Below are 15,104 nucleotides of genomic sequence, written 5' to 3'. Positions count from 1 at the left end.
GAGACGAAGGAGAACCGATGAGCACGTATGCCGTGACCAACCCCGCCACCGGCGAGACCCTGGCGACGTACGACCCCGCGACCGACGAGGACGTCGAGCGCGCCCTGGCCGCGGCGGACGCGGCCTACCGCACGTGGTCGCGCGTCGTCGCGCCGGCCGATCGGGCCGAGCGTCTGCGCCGCGTGGCCGAGCTGCACCGCGAGCGCCGCGACGAGCTGGCCGCCATCATCGTGCGCGAGATGGGCAAGCCGCTCGCCGCGGCGGAGGGCGAGGTCGATTTCGCCGCCGATATCACCGCGTACTACGCCGACCACATCGACGAGATCACCGGCGACACCCCGATCCCGATCGAGGGGGAGGGTGCCGCGGTCATCCGTCGCAGCCCGCTCGGCGTGCTGCTCGGGATCATGCCGTGGAACTTCCCGTACTACCAGGTAGCCCGTTTCGCGGCGCCGAACATCGCGGTCGGGAACACCATCCTGCTCAAGCACGCGCCGCAGTGCCCCGAGTCCGCCGCAGCGATCGACGCGATCTACCGCGACGCGGGCTTCCCGGCCGGGGTCTACACGAACCTGTACCTGAGCAACGAGCAGGCCGCCGATGTGATCGCCGACCGCCGCGTGCAGGGCGTCTCGGTGACCGGATCGGAGCGCGCCGGATCGGCGGTCGCCGAGATCGCCGGTCGCAACCTGAAGAAGGTCGCGCTCGAGCTCGGTGGGTCGGACCCCTTCATCCTGCTCTCGACCGACGATCTGGATGCCGCGGTGTCGGCGGCCGCCGAGGCGCGTCTCGACAACGTGGGACAGTCGTGCAACGGAGCGAAGCGGTTCATCGTGGTCGATGGACTCTACGACGCCTTCGTCGAGAAGTTCGCCGGGGCGCTGGCCGACGCGAAGGTCGGTGACCCGTTCGCCGACGACACGGTCCTCGGGCCGCTGTCGTCGCTGACGGCGGCGGAGCGGCTGGCGGAGCAGGTCGACCGAGCCGTGGCGCAGGGGGCGACCCTCGTGACCGGGGGACGCCGCGACGGCGCCTTCTACCCGGGCACGGTGCTCACCGGCGTGACACCGGAGATGGATGCCTACCGCGAGGAGTTCTTCGGTCCCGTCGGCGTGGTCTACCGCGTCGCGGATGAGACCGAGGCGATCGAGCTCGCCAACGACACCCCGTTCGGGCTCGGGTCGTACGTGTTCACGACGGATGCCGAGCAGGCTGAGCGTGTGGCCGATGCGATCGACGCGGGAATGGTCTACATCAACCTCGTGCTCGCGGACGAGGCCGGGCTGCCGTTCGGCGGAGTCAAGCGCAGCGGCACCTCACGCGAGCTCGGGCTCCTCGCCGCCGACGAGTTCGTGAACAAGAAGCTCATCCGTACGGGCGCCTGACCCGTCGCGGGAGCCCACGGAGCAGCACGAAGGGCGCGCCGAGCGGATCGGCGCGCCCTTCGTCGTGGGTGATCGGGGTCGTGGGGTGACCGGGCTCAGGCGTCGAGCAGAGAGCGGACCTCCGCGGCCTCGGCGGGGCGGCCGAGAGCCTCGTAGACGTCGCCGAGCTCGCCCGCAGCCACCTGGAGCAGCGGCGGGATCTCCGCGGCACGCTCCATGACCGACCGATAGAGCGGTACCGCGTCGGCCGCGCGCTCGTGCTGCGTGAGGACGCGTGCGGCGAAGAGCTCGGACGCGCCGGCAGAGCCCGCGTCGCCGACCTCGGCGAAGCCGTCGGCGGCCTGCAGAGCGGTGGCGACCGCCTCGTCCGCCTGCCCGAGCATCGCGAGCGCGCGGGCTCGGGAGTCGGTGATGTCGGCGGCGAGCCACGGGGCACCGAGACCGGACGCGATCTCGCGGGCCTCGTCGAGGGCTGTCAGCGCCTCCTGCTCGCCGCGGGCGGCGCGGACCTGGCCCTCCGAGTGCCGCGCTTCGGCGAGCAGGCCGCTCTGGTCGGGCTCCGTGCGCGCGATCGCGACCGCCGTCTCGAGCGAGGCGAGGGCGTCGTCGAACTCTCCGAACCGGTGCAGCAGGCGACCGTGCGACAGGAGGGCGTTGGCGCGACCCACCGGGGCCTCTCCCTCATCGAACAGCTCGGCGGCGAAATCCCAGGCGCCGACCGCGCGGCCGGGTTCGCCGGCGTCTTCGAAGGCGCGGGCCAGCAGCATGAGCGTCTGGGCGCGAGACGCCGCGGGCTCCTCGCGGTCGGTCTCGTCGGAGTAGACGTTCACGAGCAGCTCGGCGGCCTCGTCGGCCGAACCGGATGCGAGCAGCGCCCGCGCGAGGCGGTACTGCACCGCGGTCACGGAGTCGCCGTTCTCCGTCGCGGCCCGCTCGGCGAACCGGTAGCGCGCGACTGCCTCGCCCGGAGCGCCAGCGTCCTCGTTCAGCGCGGCCGCGAGCACGTATGCCCCCGGGAGCACGCTGCGCGCGTCGAGCTCGACGAGGATGCGGCAGAGCTCGTCGGCGTCGGCCACGCCGTCGAGGAACCTCTCCTGTCCGCCGCGCATGCGAGCGCGCAGGCCGAGCAGCCGGGCCCGTGCGCCCGCCCCGAGCGTGGGGTCCTCGAGGGCCGCGGTGATCGTCGCGTCGCACTCGTCGAACGCCCCCACGGCGCCCTGGAACGACGCGCGCGCGAGCGTGACGATGCGCCGCAGGTCGTCGTCACCCAGGGCGGCGTCGCGGTCGCGGGCGTCGTCGAAGAGGCCGCGGGCCGTATCGGGGTCGCTCTCGGCGACGGCCATGCCGAGCACGACCTCCACGATCGCGTGCAGGCGCGGCGGCAGGCTCTCGCCGTCGGCGAGGAGCGCGCGAAGCGTCTCGAGGTCGTCGGGGGTGCCGCGTCCGAAGAGCGCGAGCCCGGCGCGCTCTTCGACCCGGGCCTCCGCGTCGCGACCGGCGGCGCGGAGGGCGTCGAGACGGTCCTGCAGGGCCGCCTGGGCGCCCTCGAGGTCGTCGCGCGCGACAAGAGCGGCGATGCGCGCCGAGTGGAGCTTTGCGCGCTGCTCGAGGGTCGCGCCGGGGAGGGCGGCATCCGCCGCAGCCAGGGCCTCGGAGGCGCCGTAGTCGCCGAGGTCGATCGCCCGCTGGACGAGCTCTTCGGCCGACCGTGCGGCCACGGGGGCGACCCGGGGGAGCAGGGGCTCGGCGCTGAGGGGGAGCGAGTAGCGCTCCTGCCCGACGGCCCAGGCCCGGTCGAGGCGTCGGCGGTGACCGTCGGTGCCGTCGCGGCGATCGAACTCGCCGGCGATCCGCTCGGCCCCCGAACGCATCACCGCGGCCAGCTCGGCGGCGCGCCACGGGCCGTCGTGGTCGCCGAAGAATGCGCGGAGCCGCTCGGAGTCGGCGCCGCGCACGATGGTGTCGGCGTGACCCGCGGCGCTGACCGCTTCCAGGGCGATCGCGAAGGCGGTGAGGGCGGAGAGATGCCCGTCGACGCCGAGCGCGTCGTGCGCGAGCCAGTCGAGGTGGCGTTCGACCAGCGAGAGCGCCCGTGCCTCGTTGCCGGTGATGGCGCAGAAGACGATGTTGTCGGCGACGATGGCGAGGTTGTCCGCGTTGTCCTTCGCCAGGCGGTAGCTGCGCAGGTGAGCGAGGCGTGCCTTGTCGTATTCGCCCGCGTGCAGGTACGGCACGAGCGACCGGGCGAGCGCGTGCTCCGGCTCTTCACCGCATGAGAAGTCGCCCTCGACGAGCTCCTCGACGAGGCGGATCGCCTCGTCTTCGCGGTCGGTGTCGATGAGGTATCCGGCGACGACGCTGCGGACGCACGCCTCGCAGTGGCTGTGGCTGTCGCGGGGTGTCGTCTCGAGCTTGGTGCGCAGCTGCTCGGCCTCGTCGAGGCGGCCGGCCATCCACGCGTTCTCGAAGCGGGCCATGAGGACGCCGCTCTGACCGAGCCCGGCGGCGCGGTAGTGGTTCTCCATGTCGTCGAGCACGGCGGAGATCTGTTCGCGGTCGAACGCCGGGGATGCGGCCAGGCTGTCGGCCATCCACTTGAACTGCCACATGAGGTCGGCGGTCTCGTCGCCGAGGTCGGCGGGGAAGCGCTCGGGGTCGTCGTCATGCTTGCCGAGGCACCACGCGAAGGAGGTCAGCATCGCCTCGGTGTCGCCGCTCATGCAGGCGGACGAGGTCAGCCGCATCCGGGCCCGGTACTCCAGGGGCTCGTCGCCTGCCTCGACGGCGAGGGCGATGGCCTCGTTGATGAGGGCTCGCTCTTCGATGCCGACCGGGGTGCGGTCGATCTGCTCGAACAGTTCGAGGATGCGGTCGCTGGTCATGCTGTCCTTTCGTGGGGGCCGAGGCGCGCGATGCGGTCAGGACGCAGGGCGCGCGGAGAGCTCGACGAGCGCATGGAGCGCGCCCATCATGAGCGCGCGGTCGTCGCCGCTGAGGGGGCGCTGCGCGGCGAGGAGCGCCTGGACGTAGAGGAGGTGGACCGTGCGTGCGAAGGCGAGGTCGTCGGGGATGTCCAGGAGCGAGCGCACGACCGAGTTCTGCCAGTTCAGGCACAGCCGAACGCCCCCGGACGCGCTCTCGGGCGACGCCGGGCGCAGCTTCTCGGCGGTCGCGTCGATGCGGTCCATAACGCTTCCCCACAGCGGGCTGCCCACCGATCGGGCGCGGCCACGGTCGATCGCGCGCAGCGCTTCGGCGCCTGCGAGGTAGACCGCCGGGATCTCGGCGGCGTCGAGAGAACGCACCGCGACGGTGCAGCCGACAGCCGACAGGGCGGAGCTCGCGCGCTCCTCCAGTGCGAGGACGCGGGCGCGGTCGTCGAGCGGGGGCGGATCGAGCCGGTCGAGTTCCTCAGCGAGGTCGACGTGCTCGACCGTGACGCCGTCGAACACGAGCGGGAGCAGGCGCACCAGTTCGGCGTCGAACAGATATCCGCCGTTGACGAGCGGCTGCCGCGGGTCGGCGATGCCGGCGATCTGGCGGTACTCGTCGACCGTCTCGACGTATCGAAGGTGGGGGAAGCGGCCGATCAGGTCGCCGACCCGCATCCGGCCGTGCGTGGTCTCGACACTCAGCCAACGCACGATGAAGGCGGCGAGCTCGTCGTCATGACGCACGAGCGACTTGAGAGCGACTTCGTGAACCGCGACGAACTGCGCGAGACGGTGCGGTTCGGTCAGGCCGAGGTCGAGCACCCAGCGCCGGATCGCGGCTCCGAGTTCCTGGCGGGTGTGCTCGAGGGCCTCGTCCTCGACCAGCGCTTCGCGGCTCGCGGTCGGGCTGAGGGCCGTGGAGTCGATCACGGCGCGGACGAAGAAGGCCCAGTCGGGCAGGATGTCGTCGGCGTTCTCGTTCAGCAGCATCCGGCCGAGGTAGACGCGGGTGGCCTGGCGGGCCCCGGGCGGGGGAGCGTAGGGGAGGACGTACGCGGTTCCGACGGTATCGGTTCCCGGGACGTGCAGCGGGATCGCGTCGAACGGGTCCTGGCCGAGCAGATCGCGCCCGTAGGCCCAGCGCGCCGCCTCGTCGATGCCGGTCGTGGCGGCACGGAAGGGAGGCGTGCGGGTCGTCAGCTGCTCGCCGCCGCCGGGAAGGTCGACGCGCACCGTGATGGGGAGGAACTCGCCGAAGGTCTCGGCCAGCTCGACCGTCGCGGGCGTGCTGAGGAGATCGCGTTGGCCCGGGCGCGGACGCAGGTGCACGCTCGTGCCGACCGGGAGGTCGTCGGGAATCGTCCGCACCGTGAACGTGCCGTCGGCGTTGCCCTGCCATTCGACGGCGTCGCCCCCGCGCGCGCTCCGCGATCGGATGACGATCGTCTCGGCCACCATGAAGCACGACAGCAGTCCGATGCCGAACTGCCCCAGGAAGTCGCTCCTGGGCAGGTCGAAGATGTCGCGCTTCGAGCTGCGGCCGACCGTCGCGAGGAGGTCCGTCACCTCTGAGGCGGTGAGCCCGATGCCGTCGTCGCGCACGATGAACTCGTCACTGCGGTCGCTGAGCGGGGTGATGCGGATGCCGCTCGACTGGCGCGGCATCCCTGCGGGGGATGTGCTCGCTTCGAACTCTGCCCGAGCGGTGATCGCGTCGCAGGCGTTCTGCATCAGCTCTCGCAGGAAGACGCGAGGACCCGAGTAGATGTGTCGACTCAGGAGGTCGACGATGCCGCGAAGGTCGACCTGGAACTGCTGTGATCGTCCGGTATTCATCCGCCTGATTTCGTTTCGGGTAAGCACCACCGATGGCGTCCTCGGTGCGACAGCAGAGCGTAACAGTTCCCGGTAAGGGCGCATTTCTGATTCGCGTCCAGAATCGACGCGCAATTATCGACCGCCGGCTCATGGCAACCGGACCGGTTCAGAAGGGTGGCGGCTCGTCGGGCGGTCCGCTGGATGCGGCGTGCGGTGGCGGATCCGTGGTGTCGATGGTGAAGCAGACCGCGGGTATGGGTGCGTCTTCGCGGTAGACCCGGCCAAGGGGCGAGGTCCATTCGAGAACGCCTCCGCCGACCTGCCGGACCTCCCATTTCGTGAATTGCTTCATGGAGTGGTGTCTCTGGCAGAGGTGGGCGAGGTTGAAGATGTGGGTGTGCCCACCGAGGGCGTGGTCGATGGTGTGGTCGAGCTCGCAGCGGATCGCGGCTCTGCGGCATCCGGGGAACCGGCAGTGCTGGTCGCGGGCCATCAGGAGTTTCTTCATCGAAGCGGTGGGCCGGTAGGTGTCGATCTCGACCGGGGTGCGGGTGACCGGGTCGATGAAGAGTCGGTCCCACTCCGACACCTGCCCGGCGAGCTGCCGCACGGTGTCGGCATCGACGAGCCCGGCCCCGACGGCTTCGGCGGGGTTCTCGTCCTTACCCATCAGCGTCTCGGCGGTGACCGCCACCTGAACCCGCGCGCGGATCGCCCCGAGCCCACCAGCCCGATCGATCCCGTACGTGGGGTCGACCACCGGCGCCCCGCCGAGCACCAGGTCGCCGAGGATGTCGGCCCGCAGTTGGTCCATGGTTCGCGTGTCGGCGGGCTCAGCCACCTCCGCGGCATCCGCCGGCCCGGCAGCACCCGCGCCCTCCCCTGCCCCATCAGCACGGGCATCCTTCACGGACTGTCCCATCTGCGTGAGTCGGTCGAGCATCCCCGCGGCGATGACCGTCGGAAGGTTGGCGACGAGGTTCGACATCCCGTCCGTCCCGTGGAACACCCGCACGCACCGTTCGGCGGCGGCGGTCTTGTGTCGGTCCGTGAACGTCTGCGGGTGAAGCCGGGCCCCCAACGCGTCCAGCGCACCCCGCACCCGAGAGGGCACATCCCGCTCGCACACCCCAATAGCGGCTTCCGCGAACGACTCCCGGACCTCCGCAGGCACTCCCGCACCAACCTTCACGACGACATCGACGTGTCCGCGTTCGATCCGCCGCTGCACCCACGCCTCGAACACGGCGGGGTAGTCGTCGATGACGGTCATCGCGTGGTCGATCTCACCCTGCAGGCGCCGATCCGTCAGCCGCGCCATCCCGGCCGCTTCGGCTGCCACCGACCGCAGCTCCATGTCCGACGCCATGCCTCGCACGCCGTCACGCCGCGCCTCACGCATCGCCGACCGGCCCAGCTCCGCCAACGCCCGAACCCGCGAAACATCGGCCGCATGGAACAGGTCGAGCGCCTCAGCGAACACGGAGAACGCCTCGGCGTGCGGCGACGCATCCGCGGCGCCGTCACCCCCGAGCCCGCTACCACGGTTCGCTGTCATGTTCCCATCCTGGCACCAGCCTCAGACATTCCCGTCGAACGTACGTGCCCCTGTGGGCAACTCGTCCCACGTCGCGCCAGGGGAGGAGCCCGTGCCGAAATCGCGCCGACGTTCGCGACCCCGGCGGTCATGACGTACACTGAGAGGAGCAGTCGAAATCTGCATTCTTTCGCCATGCCCAAGCGTCGAAGACTCGACGGCCGTGGAGGAATGCGGGCGTAGACCCCGGGGTCCGAAGGATCTCTAGGGCGGTAGCTCAATTGGCAGAGCAGCGGTCTCCAAAACCGCAGGTTGCAGGTTCGATTCCTGTCCGCCCTGCGCGTCGGCGTCAGCCGGCACACGGAAGGTATCAGGTGGGTTCGATGGTCCAAGAGGGTGGCGAAGTCGTCGCCGCAGGTGGCGCGCCCCGCGAGAAGAAGCCCAACATCTTCGCGCGGATCATCATCTTCATCCGCCAGGTGTTCGCCGAACTCCGCAAGGTCGTCACCCCGACCCGCCAGGAGCTCGTGAAGTTCACGGCAGTGGTCCTCGGATTCGTCGTCGTCATGATGGCGCTCGTCTACGGCCTCGACGTCCTGTTCGTCTGGATCACGACCGTCGTCTTCGGCGTCCCGGGCTGATCGACGGGCCCAGCCCGCACGACCCGCGAATGCCTGCCAGCCAGGCATCCCGACAACCGATGGAAGAGAACGCAGTGTCAGAACGCATCCCCGACGACGTCGATTGGGCCACGGCCGCCGAGCAGTCCAGCGAGGACGATGAAGCCCAGGAGGGCAACGTGCTGGCAGGCCAGGAGCGCGCCTCCGACGCCGCCGAGCACGCCGCTGTCCACGTCGTGGACGATGAGGCCGAGCAGGACGACACCGACCTCGACGGTGTGGAGATCGACGACCCCGAGGCCGACGCCGTCGTGAACGACGCGCTCGAGATCGACGAGACCGCCGAGGCCGAAGCCGCCGCGGAGGTCCTGACCGACTCCCTCGAGGAGGAGATCGCCGAGCAGGCCGCTGAGGCGGCCGACGAGGTCGAGCCCTACGACGGTCCCGAGCCCGACGTCGAGGTCTCCGAGGAGGCCGTCGACTACCTCTCCGAGTTCGAGGCCGCCGCCGGCATCGAGATCTCCGTCGGCGACGACGAAGACCCGTACGAGGCGTTCCGTACCGAGCTGCGCATGCTGCCGGGCAAGTGGTACGTCATTCACTCCTACGCCGGGTTCGAGCGCAAGGTGAAGGCCAACATCGAGCAGCGCAAGTCGACGCTCGAGGTCGAGGAAGACATCTACCAGGTCGAGGTCCCGATGGAGGACGTCGTCGAGATCAAGAACGGTCAGCGCAAGATGGTCACGCGCGTCCGGATCCCCGGCTACGTGCTCGTCCGCATGGAGCTCACCGAAGACACCTGGTCGGTCGTCCGCCACACCCCCGGTGTCACGGGCTTCGTGGGCAACGCCCACAACCCCACGCCGCTGCGCTTCGATGAGGCGTTCAACATGCTGAAGTCGCTCGTCGAGGTCAAGGAAGCGGCTCCCGCCAAGGCCGGCGCGGCCAAGGGCGTCGCCGCCCCCACGCGCAGCGTCGTCACCGAGGTCGACTTCGAGATCGGCGAGACCATCACGATCAAGGAGGGCTCGTTCGCCGGCCTTCCCGGCTCGATCAGCGAGATCAAGCCCGAGAGCGGCAAGCTCACGGTGCTCGTGTCGCTCTTCGAGCGCGAGACGCCCGTCGAGCTCTCGTTCGACCAGGTCACCAAGCAGTAACGCGACATCACGTCGACGAGCGCCCCTCCGCCACCCGGCGGCCGGGGCGCTTCGTCGTCCCGGCGCCGCCCTCGCCAGCATCCTCGAAGCCGAGGATGCGGTAAGCTTGGGGAGTTTGCGGGCGCTTGTGCGCCTACATGACACAACCGCCGCTCGGAGATGCCGGGCGTGCGGGAGAGGGATGCCGCCGGCATCCGCTCGACGAAAGGAAAACGAATGGCACCGAAGAAGAAGGTGACCGGCCTGATCAAGCTTCAGATCAACGCCGGAGCAGCCAACCCGGCGCCGCCGATCGGCCCCGCGCTCGGTCAGCATGGCGTCAACATCATGGAGTTCTGCAAGGCGTACAACGCCGCGACCGAGTCGCAGCGCGGCAACGTCATCCCCGTGGAGATCACCGTCTACGAGGACCGCAGCTTCACGTTCATCCTGAAGACCCCGCCCGCCGCGGAGCTCATCAAGAAGGCCGCCGGAGTCGCCAAGGGTTCGGCCACGCCTCACACGACCAAGGTCGCGAAGCTCACGAAGGACCAGGTCCGCGAGATCGCCGAGGCCAAGATGCCCGACCTGAACGCCAATGACATCGAGGCCGCCTCGCTGATCATCGCCGGCACCGCCCGTTCCATGGGCATCACGGTCGAGAGCTGAGGGGGAGAACACAATGGCTAAGTCCAAGGTTTACGAAGCAGCCGCGGCGAAGATCGACCGCGACAAGTTCTACAGCTCCACCGAGGCCGTCGCTCTGGCGAAGGACACCGGTTCGAAGAAGTTCGACTCGACCGTCGAGGTCGCGCTGAAGCTCGCTGTCGACCCGCGCAAGGCGGACCAGATGGTCCGTGGCACGGTCATCCTGCCCCACGGCACGGGCAAGACCGCTCGCGTCATCGTCTTCGCGACGGGCCCGGCCGCTGAGGCCGCCATCGCCGCTGGCGCTGACGAGGTCGGTGGCGCCGAGCTCATCGAGAAGGTCGCCGGCGGCTGGACCGCTTTCGACTCGGCCGTCTCGACGCCCGAGCTCATGGGCCAGGTCGGCCGCCTGGGCAAGGTCCTCGGTCCCCGAGGCCTCATGCCCAACCCGAAGACCGGCACCGTGACCCCCAACCCGGCCAAGGCCGTCGAGGAGATCAAGGGCGGAAAGATCGAGTTCCGTGTCGACAAGCACGCCAACGTGCACTTCGTCGTCGGCAAGGCGTCGTTCTCGGCCGAGCAGCTCGAAGAGAACTTCAACGCGGCGGTCGAGGAGATCGTCCGTCTGAAGCCCTCGAGCGCCAAGGGTCGTTACATCCAGAAGGGCGCCGTGTCGACCACGTTCGGCCCCGGCATCCCGCTGGACGTCAACGCGCTCGTCTGATCGCGATTCGCATGAACGGGGTCTCACCTTCGGGTGAGGCCCCGTTCGTCGTTCCGGGCTCGCCCGGATCGCGCTAGCGTCGGCTCATGCGGCATTCCCTCACCGATGTCCTCGGAATCGATCTGCCCATCGTGCTCGGACCCTTCGGGGGTCTGTCGTCCGCGGCGCTGACGGCCGCGGTCAGTGAGGGAGGTGGACTCGGGTCGTTCGGGCTCTACGGGTACGACGGCACGCGGATCCGCGAGACCGTCGCGTCGATCCGAGAGCGCACGGCTCGCCCGTTCGCTCTCAACCTGTGGCTGCCGCTCGGCGACGAGGTCACGCCGGACGGAGTGGATGCCGCGCCGTCGCGCGACGCGCTGCGGCCGCTCTACGCCGCCGCGGGTGCGGCCGTACCCGAGCTGCCGGAGCGCTTCCTGCCGCCGCTCGAGGAGCAGCTCGCTGCGATCTGGGAGGCACGACCCGCGGTCCTGAGCGTGGTGTTCGGCGTGCCCGCGTCGGCGGTCGTGGAAGACGCGCATCGGCTGGGCATCCGCGTGATGGGGACCTCCACGACGGTCGCCGAGGCGCGGGCGCTCGAGGCCGGCGGCGTCGACGTCATCGTCGCGAGCGGCGCCGAGGCCGCGGGTCACCGCGTTTCGTTCCTCGGGGCGCCGGAGGATTCCCTCGTGGGGACCTTCGCTCTCGTGCCGCAGGTCGTCGACGCCGTGTCCGTGCCGGTGGTCGCCGCGGGCGGCGTTGCCGACCGGCGCGGCGTCGCCGCAGCGTTCGCCTTGGGGGCCTCGGGGGTGCAGGTCGGGACCGCCTTCCTCCGGACGCGACAGTCGGCCGCATCCGAGGGCCATCGCGCCGCGATCGCCGGGGCTCAGGACACCTCGACGGTGCTCACGCGTGCGATGAGCGGGCGCCTCGCGCGCGGCATCCCGAATCGCGCCGTCCGCCACATCGAGTCCGCGGGGGTGATCGCGCCATTCCCGGCGCAGAACTGGCTCACGGGAGTCTTCCGCGCCGCCGCCGGGGGTGACCCGGAGCTCTCGTCGCTGTGGGCGGGCCAGGCCGCAGGTCTCGCCACGCGAGACGACGCGGGAGACGTGCTGCGCGAGCTCGCCGCCGGGCTGCCGGCGTCGTGAGGCCGGTCGCGGCGCCGGCGCGGTGCCGCGGCTTCGGTCACTGGGTGTCGCGAACCTCGAAGCCCATCGAGCCGATGCGCAGCGCGTCGGTGACCCGCGCCGCGTCGACCCGCGCCCCGGGAGGGCCCTCCGCCATCCAGGCGAGCACCGCGTCGACAGCGTCATCCGTGCCTTCCAGGGCAGCCTCGACGGTGCCGTCGCTACGGTTGCGCACCCAGCCGGCGACGCCGCGCCTATCAGCTTCGAGCAGCAGGCTGTAGCGATATCCGACGCCCTGGACACGGCCCTCGACGACCACGTGAACGCTTCGCATCCCCTCATCCTGCCTCACGGCCAGACGAGGCTCACGGCGAGGAGGATCATGACCAGGGCGACGAGCCCGTCGAGCACGCGCCACGCGCCCGGAGTCGCGAGCACGCGCCCGAGGAGGCGCGCTCCGAACGCGAGCGCGAAGAACCAGACGACGCTCGCCGTCACAGCGCCGACAGCGAACCAGACGCGGTCGTCGCCGTGGGTCGCGGCGATGCTCCCGAGGAGGAAGACGGTGTCGAGGTAGACGTGGGGGTTCAGCCAGGTCAGCGCGAGGCACGTGAGCGCGACGGCGGCGCGGCGGGCCGGCGCGGGGCGCTCGGTCGCCGCCTGCGCGTCGAGAGCTTGCCCGCTGGGGCGCCAGGCACGACGAGCAGCGAGGAGGCCGTAGGCGAGGAGGAACGCCGCGCCGGCCCACCGCACGACGGGCACCAGCCACGGCAGGCCCGCCACCACGAGGCCGAGGCCGGTCACCCCCGCGACGATCAGCACGGCGTCGGATACGGCGCAGATGGTCGCGACGAGTAGAACGTATTCCCGCCGGATGCCCTGCCGCAGCACGAACAGGTTCTGCGCGCCGATGGCGACGATGAGCGACAGGCCGAGGCCGAGGCCCGAGAGGGAAGCGGAGAGCACGAGTCGACGCTAGGGTCGCAGGTCGGTACAGTCCAGTTCATGGATCTGCAGTCGATGAAGCACAGCTGAAGATGCGCGTTCCGGTCGAGCTGGTCGAGACCCTCGCGGTGATCCTCGACGAGGGGAGCCTGGATGCCGCCGCGCGTCGTCTGCACATCACGCCATCCGCCGTGAGCCAGCGGGTGCGGGCTCTGGAGCGCGTCGCCGGCCAGGTTCTGCTCGTGCGGTCGAAGCCTGCGCGCGCGACCGAGGCGGCGCACCGCTTCGTGCGCTACGCCCGCCAGCTCGCCCTGCTCGAGCGCGACGCGTTCGAGGGGGCCGACGAAGAGGCCACGAGCGTTCCGCTCGCGGTCAACGCCGACTCGCTCGCGACGTGGTTCCTGCCGCCGCTCGCCCGGGTCGCGTCCGCACGGGATGTCGTGTTCGACCTGCATCGCGACGATCAGGACTTCACCGCCGGCCTGCTCGAGAGCGGAACGGTCATGGGCGCGGTGACCTCTCGGCGGGTTCCGGTGGCGGGATGCCGGGTGTCGGCGCTCGGCGCGTTGCGGTACGAGGCGGTCGCAACGCCCGCCTTTGCGAGGCGATGGTTCGCGGAGGGCGCGGGCGTGGGCGCAGGACCCGATCGCGCCGGACTCGCGTCGGCGCCGGTCGTGGACTTCGACCGCCGCGACGAGCTGCAGACCCGGTGGCTGCGCGGCGCGGGTGTGGCTGCCGACGCACCGCCGCGGCACCGCGTCCCGGCATCCCAGGACTTCGCGACCGCCGTGCTGCTCGGCCTCGGGTGGGCGCTCCTGCCGACACTGCAGTCACGCGTGCACGTGGAACGGGGCGAGCTGGTGCGGCTCGGGGGAGACGACATCGTCGTGCCGCTGTACTGGCAGCAGTGGAACCTCGCTTCGCCGCTCCTCGACGCGGTCGCCGAGGAGATCGTCGCAGAAGCCCGGCGCGTGCTCGAGCCCGTCGCGTGAGCCCGAGCTCGCTTCGCCGAGAGTGCACGCTCGTCGCGAGAGTGTCGCTGTGACGGTATGTGGTGGGCTGGACGGTGCGTGCTCGGCGAAACCCGGCCGTCGGGCGGGGACTCAGGATTCCGCGACCGTGAGGACGACCTTTCCGCGGGAGTGACCCCGCTCGACCTCGACGTGAGCGGCGGCGGCATCGGCGAGGTCGTGGACGCTGTCGACGAAGACCTGGATGGCGCCCGAGTCGAGCAGGCGGCCGAGGGTGGCCAGCACGCTGCCGTCGGGGATCACCTTGTACCCGGTCGCGCGTACGCCCGCCGCCGCGGCCGCCTCGGCGTACCCCGGCCATCCGCCGGTCGGGACCATGACGTACAGACCGCCCGGACGCAGCACCCCGAGCGAGCGGGAACCGGTGTCGTCGTGCACGTTGCCCACGAGGTCGATGACGACATCCATCTCGCCGACGACGTCCTCGAAGCGCGTCGTCGCGTAGTCGATCGCGACCGAAGCGCCGAGCTCGCGCAGCCAGGGCAGGTTGCGGTCCGAGCCGGTGGCGGTCACCTGTGCGCCGAAGTACGCGGCGAGCTGCACAGCGAAGTGACCGACCCCGCCCGATCCGGCGTGGATCAGCATTCGCTGTCCCTCGTGCGCGTGGGCGGTCTCGACCACCAGCCCCCAAGCGGTGAGCGCGGCGAGGGGAACCCCCGCCGCCTCCACATGCGACAGGCTCGCGGGCTTTCGGGCGACGGACAGCGAGGGCACGACGGCGTACTCCGCGTAGCTGCCACCCGAGCGGGGGAACGGTAGCATGCCGAACACCTCGGTGCCGGGCTGCAGCTCGTGGGTCTCGTAGGGGCTCGCGATGACCACGCCGCTGAAGTCGAAGCCGAGGGTGCTCGGCCAGCGATCGATGAGTCCTGCCACACCGCGTCCCAGCCGCGTCTTGGTGTCGATGGGGTTCACACCGGCGGCCACCACTCGCACGAGCACTTCGCTCAGGGCGGGAGAGGGCACCGGGACATTGGTCACGCGGAGAACCTCGGGCGCGCCGGGTTCATCGAACACGACCGCTCGCATCGTCTCGGGCGTCGCCTCGGCCGGCGTCGTCGGCTGGGAGGCGGTTGCTGTGCGCAGCGGCCGGAATCTCATCCGTCGCTCCTTCCTCACACCGCGGCGTCGGCGGCGATGATGCTCGGTCGATCTCAGTCAATCGTGAGATTGTCTCGACCGTGTTACGCCGCGGTCACCGGAGGGAGAAGCTCGGCG

Annotated in this window: 13 protein-coding genes and 1 tRNA gene; 8 read left to right on the top strand and 6 right to left on the bottom strand. The window is 70.7% G+C overall.

Annotated features, from left to right (window positions below; translation table 11 throughout):
* Positions 1 to 17: 17 nt before the first annotated feature.
* On the top strand, positions 18 to 1,385 hold the full coding sequence (locus tag ACLBWJ_RS05210; protein WP_447659850.1) for an NAD-dependent succinate-semialdehyde dehydrogenase: 1,368 nt from the start codon (positions 18 to 20) through the stop codon (positions 1,383 to 1,385).
* Positions 1,386 to 1,480: 95 nt separating this feature from the next.
* Here the strand turns inward: ACLBWJ_RS05210 and ACLBWJ_RS05205 are convergent, their stop codons facing one another.
* The 3 genes from ACLBWJ_RS05205 to ACLBWJ_RS05195 all read right to left on the bottom strand — a co-directional run bounded on the left by ACLBWJ_RS05205 (position 1,481) and on the right by ACLBWJ_RS05195 (position 7,694).
* The gene (locus ACLBWJ_RS05205; protein WP_447659849.1) at positions 1,481 to 4,267 is read right to left on the bottom strand and encodes a hypothetical protein; all 2,787 of its coding nucleotides are present in this window, start codon (positions 4,265 to 4,267) and stop codon (positions 1,481 to 1,483) included.
* Between the two features lie 36 nt (positions 4,268 to 4,303).
* A complete protein-coding gene (locus ACLBWJ_RS05200; protein ID WP_447659848.1) occupies positions 4,304 to 6,154 on the bottom strand; it encodes an HSP90 family protein in 1,851 nt (616 codons plus the stop codon).
* A 148-nt stretch (positions 6,155 to 6,302) separates the two neighbouring features.
* Positions 6,303 to 7,694, bottom strand: coding sequence for an HNH endonuclease (locus ACLBWJ_RS05195; RefSeq protein WP_447659847.1), 1,392 nt, complete (start codon positions 7,692 to 7,694; stop codon positions 6,303 to 6,305).
* Positions 7,695 to 7,939: 245 nt separating this feature from the next.
* Between ACLBWJ_RS05195 and ACLBWJ_RS05190 the strand changes: the two genes are divergently transcribed.
* The 6 genes from ACLBWJ_RS05190 (at position 7,940) to ACLBWJ_RS05165 (ending at position 11,931) form a co-directional block, all read left to right on the top strand.
* Positions 7,940 to 8,012, top strand: a tRNA-Trp gene (locus tag ACLBWJ_RS05190).
* 44 nt (positions 8,013 to 8,056) lie between these two features.
* A complete protein-coding gene (gene secE / locus ACLBWJ_RS05185) occupies positions 8,057 to 8,314 on the top strand; it encodes a preprotein translocase subunit SecE (protein WP_114588099.1) in 258 nt (85 codons plus the stop codon).
* A gap of 74 nt (positions 8,315 to 8,388) precedes the next feature.
* Positions 8,389 to 9,450 (top strand): transcription termination/antitermination protein NusG, encoded by a 1,062-nt coding sequence (gene nusG, locus ACLBWJ_RS05180; RefSeq protein WP_181574192.1) that lies wholly within the window; start codon positions 8,389 to 8,391, stop codon positions 9,448 to 9,450.
* A 216-nt stretch (positions 9,451 to 9,666) separates the two neighbouring features.
* The gene (gene rplK, locus ACLBWJ_RS05175) at positions 9,667 to 10,098 is read left to right on the top strand and encodes a 50S ribosomal protein L11 (protein WP_023952050.1); all 432 of its coding nucleotides are present in this window, start codon (positions 9,667 to 9,669) and stop codon (positions 10,096 to 10,098) included.
* A gap of 13 nt (positions 10,099 to 10,111) precedes the next feature.
* Positions 10,112 to 10,801, top strand: coding sequence for a 50S ribosomal protein L1 (gene rplA / locus ACLBWJ_RS05170; RefSeq protein ID WP_112616874.1), 690 nt, complete (start codon positions 10,112 to 10,114; stop codon positions 10,799 to 10,801).
* Between the two features lie 86 nt (positions 10,802 to 10,887).
* A complete protein-coding gene (locus ACLBWJ_RS05165) occupies positions 10,888 to 11,931 on the top strand; it encodes an NAD(P)H-dependent flavin oxidoreductase (protein ID WP_447659846.1) in 1,044 nt (347 codons plus the stop codon).
* 37 nt (positions 11,932 to 11,968) lie between these two features.
* On the opposite strand, the gene ACLBWJ_RS05160 is transcribed toward ACLBWJ_RS05165, so the two are convergent.
* Positions 11,969 to 12,244, bottom strand: a complete 276-nt coding sequence (locus tag ACLBWJ_RS05160) for an acylphosphatase (protein WP_447659845.1) — start codon at positions 12,242 to 12,244, stop codon at positions 11,969 to 11,971.
* Positions 12,245 to 12,258: 14 nt separating this feature from the next.
* Complete coding sequence (locus ACLBWJ_RS05155) at positions 12,259 to 12,876, bottom strand: LysE/ArgO family amino acid transporter (RefSeq protein WP_282502190.1); 618 nt, start codon at positions 12,874 to 12,876, stop codon at positions 12,259 to 12,261.
* A gap of 71 nt (positions 12,877 to 12,947) precedes the next feature.
* On the opposite strand from ACLBWJ_RS05155, the gene ACLBWJ_RS05150 reads away from it, so the two are divergent.
* Positions 12,948 to 13,847 (top strand): LysR family transcriptional regulator ArgP, encoded by a 900-nt coding sequence (locus tag ACLBWJ_RS05150; RefSeq protein WP_447659844.1) that lies wholly within the window; start codon positions 12,948 to 12,950, stop codon positions 13,845 to 13,847.
* 111 nt (positions 13,848 to 13,958) lie between these two features.
* On the opposite strand, the gene ACLBWJ_RS05145 is transcribed toward ACLBWJ_RS05150, so the two are convergent.
* Positions 13,959 to 14,987, bottom strand: a complete 1,029-nt coding sequence (locus tag ACLBWJ_RS05145; protein WP_447659843.1) for an NADP-dependent oxidoreductase — start codon at positions 14,985 to 14,987, stop codon at positions 13,959 to 13,961.
* Positions 14,988 to 15,104 lie beyond the last annotated feature (117 nt).

The sequence above is a fragment of the Microbacterium sp. M4A5_1d genome (assembly GCF_053345465.1).
Note: the sequence above shows the minus strand (reverse complement) of the source record. Positions and strands in the feature narration are given on the sequence as shown.

What these genes read in the sequence shown, in the direction of transcription:
- ACLBWJ_RS05210 (WP_447659850.1), top strand. Translation starts at nt 18, where the DNA reads ATGAGCACGTATGCCGTGACCAACCCCGCCACCGGCGAGACCCTGGCG.
- ACLBWJ_RS05205 (WP_447659849.1), bottom strand. Translation starts at nt 4,267, where the DNA reads ATGACCAGCGACCGCATCCTCGAACTGTTCGAGCAGATCGACCGCACC.
- ACLBWJ_RS05200 (WP_447659848.1), bottom strand. Translation starts at nt 6,154, where the DNA reads ATGAATACCGGACGATCACAGCAGTTCCAGGTCGACCTTCGCGGCATC.
- ACLBWJ_RS05195 (WP_447659847.1), bottom strand. Translation starts at nt 7,694, where the DNA reads ATGACAGCGAACCGTGGTAGCGGGCTCGGGGGTGACGGCGCCGCGGAT.
- secE (WP_114588099.1), top strand. Translation starts at nt 8,057, where the DNA reads ATGGTCCAAGAGGGTGGCGAAGTCGTCGCCGCAGGTGGCGCGCCCCGC.
- rplK (WP_023952050.1), top strand. Translation starts at nt 9,667, where the DNA reads ATGGCACCGAAGAAGAAGGTGACCGGCCTGATCAAGCTTCAGATCAAC.
- rplA (WP_112616874.1), top strand. Translation starts at nt 10,112, where the DNA reads ATGGCTAAGTCCAAGGTTTACGAAGCAGCCGCGGCGAAGATCGACCGC.
- ACLBWJ_RS05165 (WP_447659846.1), top strand. Translation starts at nt 10,888, where the DNA reads ATGCGGCATTCCCTCACCGATGTCCTCGGAATCGATCTGCCCATCGTG.
- ACLBWJ_RS05160 (WP_447659845.1), bottom strand. Translation starts at nt 12,244, where the DNA reads ATGCGAAGCGTTCACGTGGTCGTCGAGGGCCGTGTCCAGGGCGTCGGA.
- ACLBWJ_RS05150 (WP_447659844.1), top strand. Translation starts at nt 12,948, where the DNA reads ATGCGCGTTCCGGTCGAGCTGGTCGAGACCCTCGCGGTGATCCTCGAC.
- ACLBWJ_RS05145 (WP_447659843.1), bottom strand. Translation starts at nt 14,987, where the DNA reads ATGAGATTCCGGCCGCTGCGCACAGCAACCGCCTCCCAGCCGACGACG.